Origin of the sequence: Ideonella aquatica (genome assembly GCF_018069755.1) — a bacterium.
Classification (GTDB): Bacteria; Pseudomonadota; Gammaproteobacteria; order Burkholderiales; family Burkholderiaceae_C; genus Ideonella; species Ideonella aquatica.
Genome location: NZ_JAGQDE010000036.1, coordinates 12,536 through 31,316, shown reverse-complemented (window position 1 = coordinate 31,316; position 18,781 = coordinate 12,536). Strand labels below are relative to the sequence as shown.

General features: G+C 70.1%; 19 protein-coding genes, 2 tRNA genes and 1 riboswitch. Of the genes, 7 read left to right on the top strand and 14 right to left on the bottom strand.

What is annotated here, in order from left to right:
- From KAK06_RS22465 to KAK06_RS22415, 11 genes are all read right to left on the bottom strand, one after another.
- A partial coding sequence (locus KAK06_RS22465) for a hypothetical protein (protein WP_210804406.1) occupies window positions 1-859 on the bottom strand: 859 nt, incomplete at its 3' end.
- A 101-nt stretch (window positions 860-960) separates the two neighbouring features.
- Window positions 961-1,104 (bottom strand): hypothetical protein, encoded by a 144-nt coding sequence (locus KAK06_RS22460; RefSeq protein WP_210804405.1) that lies wholly within the window; start codon window positions 1,102-1,104, stop codon window positions 961-963.
- Window positions 1,105-1,263: 159 nt separating this feature from the next.
- A complete protein-coding gene (locus tag KAK06_RS22455; RefSeq protein ID WP_210804404.1) occupies window positions 1,264-1,590 on the bottom strand; it encodes a hypothetical protein in 327 nt (108 codons plus the stop codon).
- Window positions 1,591-1,755: 165 nt separating this feature from the next.
- Window positions 1,756-1,831: transfer RNA gene (locus KAK06_RS22450), tRNA-Asn, on the bottom strand.
- Window positions 1,832-1,908: 77 nt separating this feature from the next.
- A tRNA-Asn gene (locus KAK06_RS22445) sits at window positions 1,909-1,984 on the bottom strand.
- 39 nt (window positions 1,985-2,023) lie between these two features.
- Window positions 2,024-4,123 carry a TonB-dependent siderophore receptor gene (locus tag KAK06_RS22440; protein ID WP_210804403.1) on the bottom strand — a complete coding sequence of 700 codons (2,100 nt, stop codon included), beginning with the start codon at window positions 4,121-4,123 and terminating at the stop codon, window positions 2,024-2,026.
- A gap of 82 nt (window positions 4,124-4,205) precedes the next feature.
- Window positions 4,206-4,313, bottom strand: a riboswitch (TPP riboswitch).
- Window positions 4,314-4,399: 86 nt separating this feature from the next.
- Window positions 4,400-4,723: a ferredoxin FdxA gene (gene fdxA / locus KAK06_RS22435; protein ID WP_210804402.1), complete on the bottom strand. Its 324-nt coding sequence runs from the start codon at window positions 4,721-4,723 to the stop codon at window positions 4,400-4,402.
- 105 nt (window positions 4,724-4,828) lie between these two features.
- On the bottom strand, window positions 4,829-5,581 hold the full coding sequence (gene cobA, locus KAK06_RS22430) for a uroporphyrinogen-III C-methyltransferase (RefSeq protein ID WP_210804401.1): 753 nt from the start codon (window positions 5,579-5,581) through the stop codon (window positions 4,829-4,831).
- Window positions 5,582-5,588: 7 nt separating this feature from the next.
- Window positions 5,589-6,371, bottom strand: a complete 783-nt coding sequence (locus KAK06_RS22425; protein WP_210804400.1) for a phosphoadenylyl-sulfate reductase — start codon at window positions 6,369-6,371, stop codon at window positions 5,589-5,591.
- Window positions 6,368-6,871, bottom strand: coding sequence for a DUF934 domain-containing protein (locus KAK06_RS22420; RefSeq protein WP_310741142.1), 504 nt, complete (start codon window positions 6,869-6,871; stop codon window positions 6,368-6,370). Before KAK06_RS22420 ends, KAK06_RS22425 begins: the two co-directional genes overlap by 4 nt.
- Window positions 6,872-8,590: a nitrite/sulfite reductase gene (locus tag KAK06_RS22415; protein WP_210804399.1), complete on the bottom strand. Its 1,719-nt coding sequence runs from the start codon at window positions 8,588-8,590 to the stop codon at window positions 6,872-6,874. It abuts the gene before it with no gap.
- Window positions 8,591-8,724: 134 nt separating this feature from the next.
- Between KAK06_RS22415 and KAK06_RS22410 the strand changes: the two genes are divergently transcribed.
- Window positions 8,725-9,651 (top strand): patatin-like phospholipase family protein, encoded by a 927-nt coding sequence (locus KAK06_RS22410; protein ID WP_210804398.1) that lies wholly within the window; start codon window positions 8,725-8,727, stop codon window positions 9,649-9,651.
- Window positions 9,652-9,792: 141 nt separating this feature from the next.
- On the opposite strand, the gene KAK06_RS22405 is transcribed toward KAK06_RS22410, so the two are convergent.
- Window positions 9,793-10,344, bottom strand: a complete 552-nt coding sequence (locus KAK06_RS22405; RefSeq protein WP_210804397.1) for a phasin family protein — start codon at window positions 10,342-10,344, stop codon at window positions 9,793-9,795.
- Window positions 10,345-10,549: 205 nt separating this feature from the next.
- On the opposite strand from KAK06_RS22405, the gene KAK06_RS22400 reads away from it, so the two are divergent.
- From KAK06_RS22400 to KAK06_RS22375, 6 genes are read left to right on the top strand one after another with little or no spacing between them, the layout of a single operon-like run.
- Window positions 10,550-11,533, top strand: a complete 984-nt coding sequence (locus KAK06_RS22400; RefSeq protein ID WP_210804396.1) for a histone deacetylase family protein — start codon at window positions 10,550-10,552, stop codon at window positions 11,531-11,533.
- The gene (locus tag KAK06_RS22395; protein WP_210804395.1) at window positions 11,530-11,970 is read left to right on the top strand and encodes an acyl-CoA thioesterase; all 441 of its coding nucleotides are present in this window, start codon (window positions 11,530-11,532) and stop codon (window positions 11,968-11,970) included. Before KAK06_RS22400 ends, KAK06_RS22395 begins: the two co-directional genes overlap by 4 nt.
- A 5-nt stretch (window positions 11,971-11,975) precedes the next feature.
- Complete coding sequence (locus KAK06_RS22390) at window positions 11,976-12,683, top strand: nitroreductase (RefSeq protein WP_210804394.1); 708 nt, start codon at window positions 11,976-11,978, stop codon at window positions 12,681-12,683.
- 40 nt (window positions 12,684-12,723) lie between these two features.
- Window positions 12,724-13,992 carry a putative Na+/H+ antiporter gene (locus KAK06_RS22385; protein ID WP_210804393.1) on the top strand — a complete coding sequence of 423 codons (1,269 nt, stop codon included), beginning with the start codon at window positions 12,724-12,726 and terminating at the stop codon, window positions 13,990-13,992.
- Window positions 13,992-14,993 carry a 2-hydroxyacid dehydrogenase gene (locus KAK06_RS22380; protein ID WP_210804392.1) on the top strand — a complete coding sequence of 334 codons (1,002 nt, stop codon included), beginning with the start codon at window positions 13,992-13,994 and terminating at the stop codon, window positions 14,991-14,993. Before KAK06_RS22385 ends, KAK06_RS22380 begins: the two co-directional genes overlap by 1 nt.
- Entirely contained in the window at window positions 14,990-16,159 is a 1,170-nt protein-coding gene (locus KAK06_RS22375) for an MFS transporter (protein WP_210804391.1), read from the top strand. Before KAK06_RS22380 ends, KAK06_RS22375 begins: the two co-directional genes overlap by 4 nt.
- Window positions 16,160-16,166: 7 nt before the next feature.
- Here the strand turns inward: KAK06_RS22375 and KAK06_RS22370 are convergent, their stop codons facing one another.
- Window positions 16,167-16,667: a glutaredoxin family protein gene (locus tag KAK06_RS22370; protein WP_210804390.1), complete on the bottom strand. Its 501-nt coding sequence runs from the start codon at window positions 16,665-16,667 to the stop codon at window positions 16,167-16,169.
- A 49-nt stretch (window positions 16,668-16,716) separates the two neighbouring features.
- Window positions 16,717-18,756: a M3 family metallopeptidase gene (locus tag KAK06_RS22365; protein ID WP_210804389.1), complete on the bottom strand. Its 2,040-nt coding sequence runs from the start codon at window positions 18,754-18,756 to the stop codon at window positions 16,717-16,719.
- Window positions 18,757-18,781: the final 25 nt, after the last annotated feature.

The following is an 18,781-nucleotide window of genomic DNA, read 5'->3' as shown; positions in this document are numbered from 1 at the left end:
TGCTGGCATCCGTCGGGCCGTGGGGCGCATCTGCCCTGGCAATCACCGTGAGGTCACCACCGCCATCAACACCGCGTGGGCGACGGGTCTGTGCCGAGGCGGCGACTTGAAATTCGCAGGTCCGACTCTTGAGGGTGAGCCGGCCCTTGCGACGCACCGTCACGTCGGGAACCGACGACAGGAGCGCTTGCTGCGGCGCGACTTCGGCCTCCGGGCCGTGATTGTCGAGGTCCTGCGTGGCCATCGGCTCGGCGGGCATGTCGTCTTCGGCCACCGTGACCTCGTCGGACGGGGTCATGGTCTCATCCCCTGCGTCCTGAGGCTGCGCGGCGTCAGCTTGTGGGGAAGGCGTCTCGTCAGGCGTGGGCGGCTTCGACTTCTTGATGAGGGGCTCTTTGCCGACACGCACCGGGGACAGTTCGCCTTCGACCTGGAGTTGCCGGGCACCCCAGGCCGCCCAGCCGCCCGCATCGACCAGGTGGTGGGGCGTGGTCTTGTCGCGCTGGAGCAGACCTTCGTGGACCAGGATCGCGGTCATGAAGCCCCAGTTGTTCGACGAGCGGCCGACGAAGGCCGCACGGAACAAGTCCGCCTTGATGGGGCGCTCGGCGTCGCGCTCGTTGATGCAGCGGACGATGGCGTTGAACGACACGGCCTCGTCGCTCACATAGCCTCCGCCGTCGTTGCGGGCGACGCGCACGAACAGGGCTTGCCGGTCGGCATCGGTGAGCACCTGAAAGGTGATCTTGCCGGTCGAGCGCTGCCCGAGCTTGGGGGCTTGGTCCTCGCGCAGCAGGTAGAAGGTCTTGGTGCCGCCCTGGCTTTCGTTGGCAATGGGCGGGGGAGGTTTCTTGGGCATGAACAGTCTCCAGAAAGACGAACGCCGCCGGGCTCCGGGGAGCCAGGCGGCGTGCAATGAAGGGTTGGGAAGTTAGGGTCAACGATCGCGTGAAGATGGCCTCACCGGTCGAGTGCATCGAGCTCGCGCTGGAGCATCAGGCAAGCCACCATGGACAGCAGCAGCGTCGGCAGCGCGGTTGCGGGGCCGCCGGCCAGGGAAGGCACGACCAGTCGCGCGCCTTGGGACAGAAAAGTGGAAAGCACAGCATGTTCTCCTCATGGGTTGAGCAAGGAAGGGCACGCGGGCGGTGGAAAGCCCCGCCCGCGTCGAAGTCCCTCACGAGGATGAAATGCGTTTGACCGTCGACCCTGGGACGGGTCAACGATCAAGGACGACGCAGCCATCTGCGATGGGGGCCCAACTCAGTTCGACAGCGCCCGGTCCGTTCCCGGTACCAGCAAGACGACCTGGGGAGAACGTCCGGGCAGTCGACGCACGTTCACGACGCCCAGCTCGGTGAGGCGGCGCAGGCCGTCATACGCTGCGTCCCTGGATATGCCAGCCCGCGCGAGCATGCGGCGAGTAAGAAGGACGGCGGGGTAAGGCCGCTGGACCGCGTGGGCGAGCAGCATGAGGGCCAGATGCAGGCCCTTGCCGGGCGCTGCGCTGGCGGCTTGGAGCCAGTGCAGGTGTGAAGCCGGCGTGTCCTGAAGGTCAGGATGCAGGGTTGGGTGTGTGGGGGCTCTCATCGGCCATCTCCCAGGGCAGTCGCGACATGGGACTGTTGGAGAGGCCCATTTGGCGGGGGCACAACGCGAATGGCACAGGGGACCAGAGATAGACCGGAGGCCGCATCGGGCAAGAAAAAAGCACTTAGGCTGTTGGGCCTAAGTGCTTGATCTACTTGCAGTATTTGGCTCCCCGACCTGGGCTCGAACCAGGGACCTACGGATTAACAGTCCGGCGCTCTACCGACTGAGCTATCGGGGAAGGGATCGCTGTCGGCCGGTGCAAGCGGTGGCACACCGGCGTCTTGAAGGGGGTGACCTGTGGACCACCTCAAGGGGTGGCTCCCCGACCTGGGCTCGAACCAGGGACCTACGGATTAACAGTCCGGCGCTCTACCGACTGAGCTATCGGGGAACAGGTAAGCCTAAGATTATAGACAGATTTTCCGCAGTGTCACAAGGCGACCTGGATCGATGCACGCCAGGTGCGGGGGGCCAGCGGGTAGAGGTAGGCGTGGCCGAACTGGAACGGGGTCTCCTGCCAGGCGCGGCGGTCGAACAGGTTGTCCACACCCAGGCGGGCGATCCAGTCGCGGCCGCCCTCGCGCCAGGCGTAGCGGGCGTTCAGGCCCACGGTGGTCCAGGCGCCGCTCTCGATGCTGTTGTCGGGCAGCACGTAGCGCGGGCCTTCATGCGACAGCCAGCCCTGCAGCAGCAGGCCCGGCAGCGCGGCGGGCTGCCAGCCCAGCTGGGTGCGCAGCACGCGGCGGGCGACGTTTTCGGGCACCAGGCCGTTGACGGTGGCATCGGCGGCGTCCTCGCGCACCGCCTGCAGCCACAGCGCCGAGCCGCGCAGGCTCCATTCGCCCCAGCGGGTGTCGCCAGCGGCCTCCAGGCCGCGGTGGCGCGCGGCGCCATCGATCAGGTAGGCGCTGCCGGTGTCGGTGACGGCGGGGCGGCGGATATCGAAGGCGGCCAGCGAGGCGCCCCAATCGCGCTCCTCGTGCTTCCAGCCCCACTCGGTCTGGCGGCTGCGCAGTGCGGGCAGCGGTTGGCCCGCCTGGGCGCCGTAGCTGATGCGGTTGGGCACCACCACGCTCTCGATGCCCTGGCCCCAGCTGGCATAGACCATGTCGGCCGGGCTCAGCTGCCAGGTGGCGGCCAGCCAGGGGGTGATGAAGCCTTGATCGTAGGCGGTGGCGCGGCTGCCGTCGGTGCGCACGCTGTCGCGCTGCAGCGCGGTGTGGCGCAGGCCCAGCCACAGGCCCCAGGGGCCGCTCTGAAGTCGGTCGGTCAGCTGCCATTCGGTGCTGCGCTCGCTGCGATTGGTGTTGCTATCGGCAGCCACGGGTGAGGCAGGCACCACGGCCAGGCCATCGATGGTGCCGATGCCGACCCAGTTGAAGGCCTGTGCGCCCATGCGTTGACGGTAGCGCGTGGCCAGCACCGACAGGCCCAGTGCGTGGGTCCAGTCGCCGGTGCGGGCCTGGCCGTCCAGGCGCAGCGCCAGCGCGTCGCTGTCGCGGTGCTCGCCGTCGCTGCGGAAGTCGTAGACGTCGAAGCTGCCGTCGCTGCAGTAGCGGTCGTAGGTGTTCTCGCTGCTGCAGCCAAAGGGGAAGGCCATGCGGTCGTCGGTGCGCAGGCGCTGGGTCATCGCGTGGGCCTGCACGCGCCAGCCTTCGGCCAGGGTCTGGGTGTAGCGCAGGCTGGCGGTGCTGCCGTCGAAGACCACCGGGCCGGCCCAGGACTGGTTGTTCAGGTTGATGCGCGGGTCGATGGCGCTGGCTGAGGGCAGGGCGTTGCCCAGCAGGCTGAAGGCCGCGGCGCTGCGCTGGGCCTGGTGGCTGCGCTCCACCTCGGCCTCCAGTGTCTGGTTGGCCGACAGGTGCCAGGTGCCGGCCAGGGCGGCCAGCCAGCGCTGGCCGTCGGTGTCGTGCAGCAGCGGGCGCAGGCGGTCGGCGGACAGGGTCAGGCGCAGGCCCAGCGTGTCGTCGACGCGGCGGTCAATGTCGGCGGCGGCGCGCAGGCTGCCGTCGTCGGCCACGCCGGCCAGCAGCGTGGTGCTGTCTCCGCGCGGCCGGCGCACCACCAGGTTGACGAGGCCGCCGGGGCTGCTGGTGCCGGCCTGCAGGCCACTGAGGCCCTTGAGCACCTCGACGCGGTCCTTGTTCTCCAGGCCCAGCGCGGTCTCGGCATTGACCGGCAGGCCGTCGCGGCGGACATTGAAGCGGTTGTCCAGTGCATAGCCGCGCACCCGCATCTGCGCCCAGTAGCCGGGGGCGTTGTAGGCGTCGCCGACGCTGGCGTCCAGGCGGGTGATCTCGCCCAGAGAGTCAATGCCCTGGTCGCGCAGCGCGGTGGTGCCCGCGGTGACGGTGGCGATGGGCGTGCGCTCGGCAGGTACGTCGCCAAAACCAGCCACGTCGGCCTGCCATTGCGGTGCGCGGCCGGTGACGGTGACCTGGGTGGATTGCGCCGACGCACTGAGCGCGGCCAGGGCCGCGAGGGCGGGCAGGGTGTGCCGGAAACGGCGGAGAACGGTGGTGTCAGCCATACGTGGACAGGTCCAGTGATGGCGCAGGCGGCTTGGTCGGGAGACCGGCTCAGCGGTGCCATGGGCGGACACACGCCGGCAGGCCGAAGGACGGCTGCTTCCCTGCGCGAGGATTACCTCAGTCAGGTTCAAAGGGTGTTTTCTCAGCCCCCGGGACCGTCGCCGGCCGGGAGCACCCCTAGCGGATGCGCCGCAGGGCTCTGCAGCGCTCTGCGAATTGTGCCAGACACGAAAAAGCCCGCACGCGGCGGGCTCCTCGGTGGGCAGGCAGTGTGATCAGCGCTGCAGCTGGTCCAGCTTGCCCTTGACGTCCTTCCACTGGTCGGCATCGGGCAGCGCGGCCTTGCGCTTGGTGATGCTGGGCCACTTCTTGGCCAGGTCGGCGTTGAGCTGGATGTAGGCCTGCTGGTCGCCGGGCACGTCTTCCTCGGGGAGGATGGCGTTGACGGGGCACTCGGGGATGCAGACGGCGCAGTCGATGCATTCGTCGGGGTCGATGGCCAGGAAGTTGGGGCCTTCGCGGAAGCAATCGACGGGGCAGACGTCGACGCAGTCGGTGTACTTGCAGCGGATGCAGGCTTCGGTGACGACGTGGGTCATGGGGCGACGGTCAGAGTGTGAATGATGGGAGGCGGGCGCCTGGGGCGCGAGCCGTCGCGCATGCCATCCCGCGACAGGACCGGCACCAACGGCAAACCCGCAATTCTAAAGGCTGGCAGGGGGTTCCGAGTGATATCCCGCAATCGGCACGGCGGATCCGCTGGCCAGCGGGGTCGAGCCCACGCCCACCAGCACCACCGCCGGGCGGCCGGCGTGCAGGGCGTGGGCGTCGCCCAGCGTGGCGACCTGGTGGTCGCTGACGCGCTGGTCGGGCCAGCCGGCGCGAGACACCACGCAGGCCGGTGCATTCGCCGGCCAGCCGGCAGCCTGCAGACGCTCGGCCAGGGTGGCGAGCTGCTGGCCGGCCATGTAGAAGATCTCGGTGTCGGCGCGGCGCTCCACGCGCAGCTCGTGCTGGGCGGTCATCGCGGTGCTGAAGGCCACGCTGCGGCCCTCGCCGCGGCGCGTCAGTGGCCGCGCGGTGGCGGCGGCGGCGGCCTGCGCGGCACTGACGCCGGGCACCACCTCGTAGCCCAGGCCGGCGGCCTGCAGCGCCTCGATCTCTTCCTCCAGGCGGCCGAAGACGCTGGGGTCGCCACCCTTCAGGCGCGCGACGCGCTCCCCCGCACCGGCCAGTTCGACCAGCAGGCGGTTGATCTCGTGCTGGGCGGTGGCGTGCGAGAAGCCGCGCTTGCCCACGTCGATCCAGCGCGCTGCGGGCGCGGCCTCGCGCAGCGCCGGGTCGGCCAGCGCGTCGGCCAGCACCACCGTGGCGGTGCCCAGCAGGGCCCAGCCGCGGCGGGTGATCAGGTCGGCGGCGCCGGGGCCGGCGCCGATGAAGAGCACGTGTCCGGTCATCCGGACATCATGCCAGGGCGCGTTCGGCCTCGGGCTTCTTGACGTGCAGGCCGCATTCCTTGGCCGACTCGTCTTCCCACCACCAGCGACCGGCGCGGAACTCCTCGCCCACCGCGATGGCGCGGGTGCAGGGGGCGCAGCCGATGCTGGGCATGAACTGGTCGTGCAGTGCGTTGTAGGGCACGTCGTGGCTGGCGATGTAGTGCCAGACGTCGTTCCAGCTCCACTCGACCAGCGGGTTGAACTTGACGCGGCCGTTGGCCTCGGTCTCCACCGCCGGCATGGTGCCGCGGTTGGCCGATTGCTCGCGGCGCAGGCCGGTGACCCAGGCGCTGCGGCCGCCCAGCATGCGCGACAGCGGCTCGAGCTTGCGCACCTGGCAGCAGGCCTTGCGCAGCTCGATGCTCTGGTACATCGCCTGCTCGCCATGCTGGCGCACGAAGTGCACCACCGATTCCTGCTGCGGCGCGTAGAGATCGACCGTCAGGCCGTAGCGCTGCTCGATCTGCGGGATCAGGGCCAGCGTTTCGGCATGCAGCGCGCCGGTCTGCAGCGTGCCGATGGCGATGGGCAGCTGGTGGCGGGCGATCAGGTCGGTCAGGACCATGTCCTCGGCGCCCAGGCTGTTGGCCAGCACGACCCGGCCGGGGTGCTCGGCGGTGGCGCGGCGCAGCCACGCCACCGTGTCGGCCACGCGCTGCTCGAAGCCGCTCGTGTGGCGGGCGTACAGGGCCTTGGCGTCAGAGACAGCGGGCGCGGCCGCCCAGGGCAGGGAAGAGGTGGTGCTCATGCGGCGACTCGCGCAAACAGCGGGCGCGGCTGGTGCACGTCGCCCTGGTAGTGATCGGTGACCAGGCCCAGCGCGCGCAGCGCGTGGGATTCCTTCTGGTCGGGACGCAGCTGCACGGCGTCGAAGCCGGTGCGCTGCAGCAGCGGCAGCATGTCGACCAGCACCTCGCCGGTGGCGCGCACCTGGCCGCGGTAGCCCAGGCGGGCGCGCAGCAGGTGGGCCTGGCTGTAGGCACGGCCGTCCACCCACTTGGGAAACTCCAGCGCCACCAGCGCCAGGCGGGGCAGGTCGGCAGCAAGGTCTTCGACGTCGGCAGTGTTGGGCAACTGCACGCCCACCGGCAGGTTGGTCGGCCAGGTGTCGCGCACGGCGTGCCACTGCTCCAGCGTCAGCAGCAGGTGGGCGGCGGCTTGCGGATGCGGCACCGGGCCGTCTTCACCGCCAACGCGGTGCCAGGGGTCGTCGTGGGTGTGGATGAACAGCATGGCAGTCGGACTCACTCAGGCTTCGGCGGATTCGGGCTGGTGTTGAGCGGTGGCGTGGCGCACCGCGTCGGTGGCGGCGCGCAGCGGCGCGGTGCCCAGGCGGCGCATGGTGTCGACAAAGGCCTCGCCGGCGGCGCGCTCGGCGCGGTAGACCTGCACCAGGGCCTCGATCGCGTCGGTCACTTCCTCGGCCGCAAAGGCTGGGCCGATCACCTTGCCGGGCTTGGCCGCGCCGCTGGCGACACGGCCGTCGGAGCCGCCCACCGACACCTGGTACCACTCCTTGCCGTCCTTGTCGACGCCGAGGATACCGATGTGGCCGGTGTGGTGGTGGCCGCAGGAGTTCATGCAGCCGCTGATGTGCAGGTCGATGTCGCCCAGGTCGTGCAGCTCGTCCAGGTCGGCGAATCGCTCGGTGATCTCGGCGGCCACGGGGATGGAACGGGCATTGGCCAGCGCGCAGAAGTCGCCACCGGGGCAGGCGATGATGTCGGTCAGCAAGCCCAGGTTGGGGGTGGCGAAGCCGGCGTCCTTGGCGGCGTGCCAGACGGCCAGCAGGTCGGCCTCGCGCACCCAGGGCAGCAGCAGGTTCTGCTCATGGGTGACCCGCAGTTCGCCCTGGCTGTAGCGGTCGGCCAGCGTGGCGGCGGCGTCCATCTGGTCGGCCGTGGCGTCGCCCGGGGCCTGGCCGGCGCGCTTGAGCGACAGCGTCACGGCGCGGTAGCCCGGCACGCGGTGGGCGGCCACGTTGCGTTCCAGCCAGCGCAGGAAGGCGGGTTCGGCCTTGCCGGTGCGGTGCGGGTTGAAGCCCGGGTTGGCCGGACGCACGCCGCCGGGCAGCTCGAAGTGGCGCGACACCCGCTCCAGCTCGGACGCGGGAATGATGTGCTCGCGGCCGCCGGCATCGACGTTCAGGATCTTGTCGAACTCGGCGTTGACGGCATCGAAGAAGCGCTGGCCCTCGGCCTTGACCAGGATCTTGATGCGCGCCTTGTAGGCATTGTCGCGGCGGGCAAAGCGGTTGTAGGTGCGCACCACGGCCTCGAGGTAGACCAGGATCTGCTGCCAGGGCACGAAGGCGGCGATCTCGCTGGCGATCACCGGCGTGCGGCCCATGCCGCCGCCGACGAAGACCTTGAAGCCCACCTCGCCCTGGGCGTTCTTCAGCACCTGCAGACCGATGTCGTGCCACAGGATGGCGGCGCGGTCTTCGGCGGCACCGGTGATCGCGATCTTGAACTTGCGCGGCAGGAAGGCGAACTCGGGGTGCAGCGTGCTCCACTGGCGCAGGAGCTCGGCGTAGGGCCGCGGATCGACGACCTCATCGGGCGCAATGCCGGCCAGCGCGTCGGTGGTGATGTTGCGGATGCAGTTGCCGCTGGTCTGGATGCCGTGCATGTCGACCTCGGCCAGGCGGTCCATCACGTCGGCGGCGCGCTCCAGCGGGATCCAGTTGTACTGCAGGTTCTGGCGGGTGCTGAAGTGGCCGAAGCCGCGGTCGAACTCGCGGGCGATCGCGGCCAGGGTGCGCAGCTGGCGGCTGGCCAGTTCGCCGTAGGGCACGGCCACGCGCAGCATCGGCGCATGGCGCTGGACATACCAGCCGTTTTGCAGGCGCAGCGCGCGGAAGTCCTCGTCGGGCAGCTCGCCGGCCAGATGGCGCGTCAGCTGGTCGCGGAACTGGGCGGCGCGCTGGCGGACGAATTGGCGGTCAAAGGCGGTGTAGGCGTACATGGCGTTCCGGGTGCGGAAGGGGGCTGGCAGCGGACTCTAGGGAAAACGCATATGTTTGAAAACGAATCAAATTTCAGATAAACATAGCGGCTAGTTATATAAACCCTCCGACCCGGGTTTCTAGAATGCGCGCCATGACCGAGACCCCCGATCGCCAGCGCCGCCTGGGCCTGCAGTGGGCGGCGCTGGCGGTGCTGGGTGGCCTGGCGGGCTGCCAGACCGCCCCCGTGCCCGTGCCACCCGCCCCGGTGTCGCCGCCGCCCCCGCCCCCGCCCCGGGCGCTGCGCCCGCCGGTGCTGGGCCTGGCGCTGGGCGGCGGCGCGGCCCGCGGCTTCGCCCACATCGGCGTGATCCAGGTGCTGGAGGAGCACGGCATCCGCCCGCAACTGGTGGCGGGCACCTCGGCCGGCAGCCTGGTGGCGGCGCTGTATGCCAGCGGCCACAGCGGTGCCGACCTGGGTCGTCTGGCCCAGGGCATGGACGAGTCGGCGCTGACCGACTGGGCGTTTCCCGGCCGCGGTGTGCTCAAGGGCGAGGCGCTGGCGGTGTATGTGCGCAAGCAGACCGGCGGCCTGCCGATCGAGCAGATGAAGCTGCCGCTGGGCATCGTCGCCACTGATCTCGCCGATGGCCAGCCCATCCTGTTTCGCCGCGGCGACGTGGGCTCGGCGGTGCGCGCCTCCAGCGCGGTGCCGGCGGTGTTCCAGCCGGTGCGCCTCAACGGCCGCGAGTATGTGGACGGCGGCCTGGTCTCCCCGGTGCCGGTGCGTTACGCCCGTGAGATGGGCGCCGAGATGGTGATCGCGGTGGACATCTCCACCCCGCCCGATGGCGGCGCCACCGGCGACGCGCTGCGTCTGCTGCTGCAGACCTTCTCGATCATGGGCCGCAGCATCAACCAGTGGGAGCTGAAGGACGCCGACGTGGTGCTGCGCCCCACGCTCAATGGCGTGGCCGGCACCGACTTCACCGCGCGCCTGAAGGCCCTGAAAGCCGGCCGCGAGGCCGCGCAGGCGATGCTGCCCGCCATTCGTCAGAAGCTGGCTGCGTTGGCACGCTGACGCACCGACGAAAAAAAGCCCGGCCTTGGAGGGCCGGGCTTGAAGGGTACCTGGAAGCCAGTCTTCGGAGGTACCGAGGAGACAACCTTCACAGATAAAGAGAGCGGGCCGCCCGGGCGGGCGGCCAGCGCAGCCTGGTGATCAGGCGGCGCGACGCGACTTGGTCGTGGTCTGGGTGGTCTTGACGGCTTGCGCGGTCACGGCCTGGAAGTTGGCTTCGGCGACTTCGGCAGCCTGCTTGGCTGCCTTGTGGACGCTTTCGTAGGCGTTGTTGGCGGCGGACATGGCCGACTTCACCAGGGCCACGGCGTTCTCGGTGCCGGCCGGGGCGTTCTTGACGGCGCTGTCAACCAGGCCGGTGAACGACTTTTGCGCGTCAGCGACCTGGCTTTCGGCCAGCTTGACCACTTCGGCGTTGGTGGCGGCAACGATGTCGTACAGGTGGCGGCTGTAGGCGGCGGCCTTCTCGGCGGCCGGTTGCAGCAGGCCGGCTTGCAGGCTCATCAGCTCTTGCGCGTCCTTGACCGACAGGGCGGCCTTGGTGGTTTCGGCGGCTTCGGTCATCGAGGCCTTGGCGACTTGCAGGTTCAGCTCGACGAGCTTTTCCACGCCTTCGAAGGCCTTGCCAGTCAGGTCGAACAGGGTTTCGACGTTGGCCTTCTGGGCGGCGAGCATTTGTTCAGCGGTCAGCATGTGAATCTCCTAGAGGGGTTGGAACACTTGCTGCCGTGTTTGTTGCACTGCAGCATGGAGCGAAGTATGCGGGTCAACCCGCGGGATTGCAAGCACTTTTTTGTGCGGTGCAGCAAACTCTAGGGGCATCGCTCTAACCGGGCCCCGTCGCCTCGCCCCGACCCCGCGCCGACGCCGGTCAGCCCACGCGACGCAGAATCGCCGCGTGCATGCCTTTACCTCCGATCACCATGTTCTGCCGTTGCCTTCGGGTCACCGCTTTCCGGTCTCCAAGTACCGGCTGCTGCGGGAGCGGGTGGCGCGCGACCTGCCCCAGGTCCGCCTGATTCCCGCGCCGCCGGCCAGCGAGGGTGAGCTGGCGCTGGCGCATGAGCCGCGCTGGATCTCTGCCGTGCTGGAAGGCACCACCACGGCGGCCGAGCAGCGCGAGATCGGCTTTCCCTGGACGCCGTCGATGGCCGAGCGCTCCCGTCGGTCGGTGGGCGCCACCATTGCCGCCGCGCGCCAGGCCCTGGCCGAGGGGGTGGCGGCCAACCTGGCGGGTGGCACCCACCATGCCTACGCCCACAAAGGCGCGGGTTTCTGCGTCTTCAACGACGTGGCGGTGGCCGCTCGGCTGATGCAGGCCGAATGGCTGCGCCGCCAGGCCCAGGGGCTGCAGGTGCTGGTGATCGACCTGGACGTGCACCAGGGCAATGGCACGGCCTCGATCTTTGCGCGCGACCCCTCGGTGTTCACCTTGTCGATGCACGGCGCGCGCAACTTCCCGTTCCGCAAGGAAGCCAGCGACCTGGATGTGGAACTGCCCGACGGCTGCCGCGACGAGACCTACCTCGAGGCCCTGGACGCCGCCTTGGTGGAGGCTGAGTGCCGCCTGGCCGCGCAGCCGCCCGGCCTGGCCTTCTACCTGGCCGGCGCCGATCCACACGAGGGCGACCGCCTGGGGCGCCTGAAGCTCAGCGCAGACGGTCTGGCCGAGCGCGACCGCCGCGTGCTGGAGTGGCTGCGCCTGCGCCGCATCCCGGTGGCGCTGAGCATGGCCGGCGGCTATGGCCACGACATCGAGGTGACCGTGGCGCTGCAGGCCACCACCATCGAGCTGGCCTGGCAATCCTGGCAAGTCTGGGGCCGTGCGTGCCGCGCGGGCGACACGGACCCCGCGGCGGCGGTGGAACAATCCGGGCGATGAGCTCCGCACGCCCGCAACCCGACGCCCGCAGCAGCTACCGCCTCTTCCGCCCGGTCCCCACCCGCTGGATGGACAACGACATCTACGGCCATGTCAACAACGTCCATTACTACAGCTACTTCGACACCGCGGTGAATGGCTACCTGATCGAGGCTGGCGCGCTGGACATCCACGCCGGCCGCACGATCGGCCTGGTGATCGAGACGCGCTGCAACTACTTCGCCCCGCTGGCGTTTCCGCAGCTGGTCGAGGCCGGGCTGCGCGTGGCGCACCTGGGCAGCTCCAGCGTGCGCTATGAGATCGGCCTGTTTGCTGCCAATGAGCCGCTGAGCGCCGCCAGCGGCCATTTCGTCCATGTCTATGTCGACCGCGACAGCCGCCGCCCGGTGCCCCTGCCGGACGCCCTGCGCGCCGCCCTGGAACCCCTGAGAACCTGAGAACGATGCCCACCTCCATCCCCCCCGAGTCCATCGCCGCGGTCGATGCCGCGATCACCAGCCGCCGCTCGATCCGCGCCTTCCTGCCCACGCCGGTGCCGCGCGAGACCGTCGAGCAGATCCTGGCCGTGGCCTCGCGCGCGCCCTCGGGCACCAACACCCAGCCCTGGCAGGTGCATGTGCTGACCGGTGCGTCGCTGGCCGAGCTGAGCCGGCGCGTGCGCACCGCCTTTGACGACCCCGAGGAGCGCGCACGCCACACCGAGGAGTACGACTACTACCCGGCGCAGTGGGTGTCGCCCTACATCGACCGCCGCCGCAAGGTGGGTTGGGACCTCTACAGCCTGCTGCAGATCGGCAAGGCCGACAAGCAGCGCATGCACGAGCAGCACGGCCGCAACTACGCCTTCTTCGATGCGCCGGTGGGCCTGATCTTCACGATCGACCGCATCATGGGCACCGGCAGCATGCTGGACTACGGCATGTTCCTGCAGAACGTGATGGTGGCGGCGCGGGCCCGCGGGCTCGACACCTGCCCGCAGGCAGCCTTCACGCAGTTCCACCGCGTGATCGAGGACTTCCTGGGGCTGGACGCCGCCAAGCAAATGGTGGTGTGTGGCATGTCGCTGGGCCACGCCGACCCCGACCGCATCGAGAACAGCCTGGTCACCGAGCGCGAGCCGGTGGCGGGCTTTGCGCGCTTCCTGGATTGAGGGCCTCCTAGAATCGGCCGCCCCTTCGACGAGACTCCCCATGCACGCCAGCACGATGGAATGGATTGGCGCCGCGATCTTCGCGGTGGCCATCCTCCACACCTTCTCGACCAAGTTCTTCGAGCACCTGGCGCACACCCGTCCCGCCCACGCGGGCCTGTGGCACCTGCTGGGTGAGGTCGAGGTGGTGTTCGGCTTCTGGGCGATGGTGCTGATGGCCTGCATGTTCGCCATCGAAGGCTCTCCCAGCGCCCTGCGCTACATCGACGGGCGCAATTTCACCGAGCCGATGTTCGTCTTCGCGATCATGGTGATCGCCGCCACGCGGCCGGTGCTGTCGCTGGCCAGCATCTGCGTAGGGCTGCTGTCCAGGCTGCTGCCGATGCCCGGGCGGGCCGGGCGCTTCCTGGTCATCATCACGGTCGTGCCCCTGCTGGGCTCCTTCATCACCGAGCCGGCGGCGATGACGCTGGGTGCGCTGATGCTGTCGGCGGGTTTTTTCAGCCAGGGCATCTCGGCGCGGCTGATGTACGCCGCGCTGGGCACGCTGTTCGTCAATGTCTCGATCGGTGGCACGCTGACGCCCTTTGCCGCACCGCCGGTGCTGATGGTGGCCGCCAAGTGGGGATGGGACCTGCCGTTCATGATGGCCACGTTCGGTTGGCGCTCGGCGCTGGCGGTGCTGGTCAACGGTGGTCTGCTGACGCTGCTGTTCTGGCGTGAACTCTCGGCCATGCCGCGCGACGACGCGCAGGCGGCCGACGCCGCCGCACGCATCCCCTGGGCGATCACGACACTGCACCTGGTCTTCCTGGCCGGCGTGGTGGTGTTCGCCCACCACCCGCCCATCTTCATGGGCATCTTCCTGCTGTTCATGGGTGTGGCCAATGCCTACCCGCAGCACCAGGACAATCGCCTGCTGCTGCGCGAGGGCCTGCTGGTGGCCTTCTTCCTGGCCGGCCTGGTGGTGCTGGGCGGCCTGCAGGCCTGGTGGCTGCAGCCGCTGCTGATGAGCATGAATGCCGACGCGATCTATCTGGGCGCCACCGCCCTGACGGCCGTGACCGACAACGCTGCGCTGACCTACCTGGGCTCGCTGGTCGAGGGGCTGAGTGACGAGTTCAAGTACGCGCTGGTCGCCGGTGCCGTCACGGGCGGTGGCCTGACGGTCATTGCCAACGCGCCCAACCCGGCCGGCATGGCCATTCTGCGCAAGCATTTCGAGGACGGTGCGGTCAACGCCGGGGGCTTGTTCCTGGCAGCCCTGGGTCCCACCGTGGTGGCGATGATTGCATTCAAGGTGCTGTGATGGATCTTCAGGACCCACGTCCCCGCGTGCTGGTGACTCGGCGCATCTTTGCGCCGGTGCTCGAGCGCCTCTCCGCCTCGCTGTCGCTGGACGTTCACGACAGTGACCAGGCCTTGTCGCCCGAGGCACTGCGCGAGCGCCTGGCCGGCTGCGACGGCGCGTTCGTGGCCACCACCGAGCGCATCGACGCTGCGCTGCTGGACGCCTGCCCGCGCCTGCGCGCCGTGTGCAGCATGGCGGTGGGCTACAACAACATCGACCTGCCGGCCTGCACCGCCCGTGGCGTGCTGGTCAGCAACGCGCCCGATGTGCTCACCGAAACCACCGCCGACTTCGGCTTTGCGCTCTTGCTGGCCACCGCGCGCCGAGTGACCGAGAGCGAGCATTTCCTGCGCGCCGGCCAGTGGCGCACCTGGAGCGTGGACCTGTTCGCTGGCCAGGACGTGCACGGCGCGACGCTGGGCATCCTGGGCATGGGCCGCATCGGCCAGGCCGTGGCCCGGCGCGGCGTGCTGGGCTTTGGCATGAAGCTGGTCTACCACAACCGCAGCCGCCTGCCCGCCCAGACCGAGGCCGCGCTGGGCGCCCGCTGGGTGGACAAGGACACGTTGCTGGCCGAAGCCGATCACCTGGTGATCGTCGTGCCCTACACGCCCGAGACGCACCACCTGGTGGGCGCGGCCGAGCTGGCCCGCATGAAGCCTGGTGCCACACTGGTCAACATCGCCCGCGGTGGCGTGGTCGATGACGCCGCGCTGGCCCAGGCGCTGCGCGACGGCCCGCTGGCCGCCGCCGGCCTGGATGTGTTCGAGGGCGAGCCCTCCGTCCACCCCGGTCTGCTGGCCGCCTCCAACGTGGTGCTGACGCCGCACATCGCCAGCGCCAGCCTGCGCACCCGCCTGGCCATGGCCCACCTGGCGGCTGACAACCTGCTGGCCTTCTTCAGTGGCGGCACGCCGCCCACCGCGCTGAACCGCGAGGTGCTGGCCCGTCCTCGATGAGCAGCGCGCTGCGCGAACGCTTCTGGGCCGTCATTGCCGCGCTGGTCTGCGTGCATGCCGCGATGGCGGCCACGCGGGTCACCGCCAGCCTGCTGCTGCTGCACCGCGGTGCGCCGGAGTGGCAGGTGGGGGCGCTGCTGTCGCTGTTCGCGGTGGCGCCGATCGGCCTGAGCCTGTGGGCCGGCCGCCTGGCCGATCGCCATGGCCTGCACCGCCCGCTGGCGGTGGGCGTGCTGCTGGGCTGCGCGGGCGCTGGCGTGGCGGTGTGGAGCCAGCACAGCTTGGCGCTGGTCTGGGCCGCCTTGTGCACCGGTGGTGGCATTGCCGTGGCGGCGGTCGGCATTCAGCGTGAGGCGGGGCTGATGGCGCGCGATCCCTCGGACCTGAAGCGGGTGTTCAGCTGGGTGGCGCTGGGGCCGGCGGTCTCCAATGCGGCGGCGCCGGTGCTGGTGGGGCTGCTGATCGATCACGTCAGTTTCCGCGCCGGTTTTGTGCTGGCGGCCGGCCTGCCGCTGCTGGCCTGGTGCTTGGGCAGACTGCTGCCGCCTCATGCGCCGAAGCCGCCCGCCGCCCAGGCAGCCTCGGCCCGGGCGCGCAGCGCGCTGTGGCGCCATCCGCCGCTGGTCTTGCTGGTGGGTTTGAACCTGGCGCTGTCGTCCACCTGGGACGCGCACAGTTTCGTCGTGCCGGTGCTGGGCCATGCGCGGGCGATGAGTGCCTCGGCGATCGGCCTGGTGCTGGGCAGCTTTGCGGTGGCGGCCAGCCTGGTGCGGCTGGCGATCTCGCGCTGGGCGGATCACCTGGACGAGGCCCGCGCGCTGCGCTGGGCGATGGCCACGGCCGGCACGATCTGCCTGGTCTACGCGTTCTTGCCGGGGCTGGCCGGCATGCTGCTGGGCTCGGCGGTGCTGGGCGTGGCGCTGGGCTCGGTTCAGCCGATGGTGCTGGCCCTGCTGCACCAGGTCACGCCGGCCGAGCGCCATGGTGAGGCGCTGGGCCTTCGCATGCTGGCCACCAATGCCGCCACCATCGGCATGCCTTTGTTGTTCGGCCTGCTGGCAGGCGCCACCAGCCGCGCCGCGCCAATGTGGCTGATGAGCAGCCTGCTGGCCCTGGCCTGGTGGCAGGCGGGGCGCTTGCCGCGCGGCGCTGCGGCCGCGGCCTGACGCAGCGTCAGAAGCGGATCTTCGGGCGCGACGGGTCGTCCGAGGGCTCGGCGGGGGGGGGTGACGCGGGGGCCGGGCTGACCACCGCCGGCGGCAGGGCCGGGCCCAGCGGCTCGGCGGCCGGGCGGGTCCAGTTCTTGGGCAGGCGGTTGTCCTTGGGATAGCCGGCGGCGTCCAGGTAGCTGTTCCATTCCTGGCTGACCAGCCCCACCACCTGCTGGCGACCGACGATCAGCACCGGCAGCGAGGTGGCGCCGGTGAGGTGGCGCAGCGCGGCGATGTCGCCGGGCGTCTCGACCCGTTTTTCAGCGAAGGGCACGCCGCGCTGCACCAGCAACTGGCGCGCCGGATCGCAGGCGCGGCAGTCTTTGCCGGTGATCAGCTGCACCGGGTAGCGGCTGCTGGCTTCACGCAATTCGTAGGGCAGGGTCTGCGCCCAGGCGCTGGCCAGGCCCAGGGCGGCCAGGGCCAGCGTGGCCACGGGGCGGAAGAAGGGACGGTGGTTCATCAGTCGGCGGACGCGAAAGGGGGCACGGCCATAGTGTCGGGCAGCGCGCTCAGGCGGGCAAGCCAGCCATGCCCTGGTGGCGCAAGAGCGCATCGATGCGGGGCTCGCGGCCGCGGAAGGCCTGGAAGCTCTCCAGCGCCGGGCGGCTGCCACCGACCTCCAGCACCTCGCGGCGGAAGCGTTCGCCAGTGGCGGTGTCCAGCACGCCGGACTCCTCGAAAGCGCTCCAGGCGTCGGCCGACAGCACCTCGGCCCACTTGTAGCTGTAGTAGCCGGCACCATAGCCCCCAGCGAACAGGTGCGAGAAGGTGTTGGGCATGCGGTTGAATGCCAGCGGCTGCACCACCGCCACCTCGTCGCGCACCGATTCGGCAATCGCCTGCACGCGGCCGGGCGCATCGGCTTCGGTGTGGATGCGCATGTCGAACAGGCCGAACTCGACCTGCCGCAGCGTCTGCATGCCGCTCTGGAAGTTCTTGGCCGCGTTCATCTTGTCGTACAGCGCACGCGGCAGCGGCTCGCCGGTGTCGACGTGCGCGGTCAGGCGCTGCAGCACGTCCCACTCCCAGCAGAAGTTCTCCATGAACTGGCTGGGCAGCTCCACCGCGTCCCATTCCACACCGGCAATGCCCGAGACGCCCATGTCCTCGATGCGGGTGAGCAGGTGGTGCAGGCCATGGCCGAACTCGTGGAAGAGGGTGGTGACGTCGTCGTGGGTCAGGAGCGCGGGCTTGTCGCCCACCGGCGCGGCGAAGTTGCACACCAGATGCGCCACGGGCGTCTGCAGGCCGCGGCCGTCGGGGCGCAGCCAGCGCTCGCGGGCGTCGTCCATCCAGGCGCCGGGGCGCTTGCCGGGGCGGGCGTAGGGGTCCAGGTAGAACTCGCCCACCAGGGCACCGGCGCGCTCCAGCCGGAAGAAGCGCACCGACGGGTGCCAGGTGCGCGCCTCGGCCGGCGTGATCGTCACGTCGAACAGCGACGAGATGATCGAGAACAGGCCGTCGAGCACCTTGGGCAGCGGGAAGTAGGCCTTGACCTCCTGGTCGCTGAAGGCGTAGCGGGCTTCCTTGAGCTTTTCGCTGGCGTAGGCGATGTCCCAGGACTGCAGGTCGTCCAGGCCCAGCTGTGTGGCGGCGAAGGCGCGCAGCTCGGCCATGTCGCGCTCGGCCGGGCCGCGGGCGCGCTGTGCCAGGTCGCGCAGGAAGACCATCACCTCGGCCGGGCTGCGCGCCATCTTGGCGGCCAGCGACAACTCGCCGAAATTGGCAAAGCCCAGCAGCGCGGCTTCCTCGGCGCGCAGCTGCAGCAGCTCGGCCATCACCGGCGCGTTGTCGCGCTCGGGCGGGCCGAACTCGCTGGCCCGGGTGACGTAGGCGCGGTAGAGCTGCTCGCGCAGACTGCGGTCGTGGGCGTACTGCATCACCGGCAGGTAGCTGGGGGCGTGCAGCGTGATCTTGCAGCCGGCGCGGCCCTCGGCCTCGGCGGCGCTGCGGGCGGCCTGAAGGGCGTCGTCAGGCACGCCACCCAGCTGCGCCGGCTCCAGGTACAGCGCGAACGCGTCAGTGGCGTCGAGCACGTGGTTGGAGAAGGCCTGCGACAGCGCGGCGCTGCGCTCCTGGATGGCCGCGTAGCGCGTGCGGGCCTCGCCCTGCAGGTCGGCGCCACCCAGGCGGAAATCACGCAGCCAGTGCGCCAGCGCGGACTGGCGTGGCGCGCTGAGCGAGGCGGCCTGCGGGCTGGCGGCCAAGGCCTTGTACTTGGCGTAGAGGCGCTCGTCGCTGCCCAGGCGGGTGTAGAACTCGGTGACACGCGGCAGCTGCTCGGCGCGCGCGGCGCGCAGCTCGGGCGTGTCGGCCACGTGGCACAGGTGGCCCAGCGCGCCCCAGGCACGCGACAGGCGCTCGGTGGCCACGCCCAGCGACAGCGACAGGGCGTCGTAGTCGATCGCCACGTCCGGGCCGACGCAGCGCTCCAGCGCGGCTTCGGCGTCGGCCAGCAGCTGGGTCATCGCGGGCGCCACCTGCTCGGGGTGGATCAGGTCATAGGCCACCAGGCCATCGAGTTGCAGCAGCGGGTTGTCGGTGTTCATGGCGTGATCTTCGGCGCGCAAGGGT

Coding starts and splice junctions, on each gene's coding strand:
- KAK06_RS22425 (WP_210804400.1), bottom strand. CDS start 6,371: ATGAGCACCACCTCTTCCCTGCCCTGGGCGGCCGCGCCCGCTGTCTCT.
- KAK06_RS22405 (WP_210804397.1), bottom strand. CDS start 10,344: ATGCTGACCGCTGAACAAATGCTCGCCGCCCAGAAGGCCAACGTCGAA.
- KAK06_RS22375 (WP_210804391.1), top strand. CDS start 14,990: ATGAGCAGCGCGCTGCGCGAACGCTTCTGGGCCGTCATTGCCGCGCTG.
- KAK06_RS22415 (WP_210804399.1), bottom strand. CDS start 8,590: ATGTACGCCTACACCGCCTTTGACCGCCAATTCGTCCGCCAGCGCGCC.
- KAK06_RS22455 (WP_210804404.1), bottom strand. CDS start 1,590: ATGAGAGCCCCCACACACCCAACCCTGCATCCTGACCTTCAGGACACG.
- KAK06_RS22370 (WP_210804390.1), bottom strand. CDS start 16,667: ATGAACCACCGTCCCTTCTTCCGCCCCGTGGCCACGCTGGCCCTGGCC.
- KAK06_RS22380 (WP_210804392.1), top strand. CDS start 13,992: ATGGATCTTCAGGACCCACGTCCCCGCGTGCTGGTGACTCGGCGCATC.
- KAK06_RS22385 (WP_210804393.1), top strand. CDS start 12,724: ATGCACGCCAGCACGATGGAATGGATTGGCGCCGCGATCTTCGCGGTG.
- cobA (WP_210804401.1), bottom strand. CDS start 5,581: ATGACCGGACACGTGCTCTTCATCGGCGCCGGCCCCGGCGCCGCCGAC.
- fdxA (WP_210804402.1), bottom strand. CDS start 4,723: ATGACCCACGTCGTCACCGAAGCCTGCATCCGCTGCAAGTACACCGAC.
- KAK06_RS22410 (WP_210804398.1), top strand. CDS start 8,725: ATGACCGAGACCCCCGATCGCCAGCGCCGCCTGGGCCTGCAGTGGGCG.
- KAK06_RS22390 (WP_210804394.1), top strand. CDS start 11,976: ATGCCCACCTCCATCCCCCCCGAGTCCATCGCCGCGGTCGATGCCGCG.
- KAK06_RS22440 (WP_210804403.1), bottom strand. CDS start 4,123: ATGGCTGACACCACCGTTCTCCGCCGTTTCCGGCACACCCTGCCCGCC.
- KAK06_RS22365 (WP_210804389.1), bottom strand. CDS start 18,756: ATGAACACCGACAACCCGCTGCTGCAACTCGATGGCCTGGTGGCCTAT.
- KAK06_RS22395 (WP_210804395.1), top strand. CDS start 11,530: ATGAGCTCCGCACGCCCGCAACCCGACGCCCGCAGCAGCTACCGCCTC.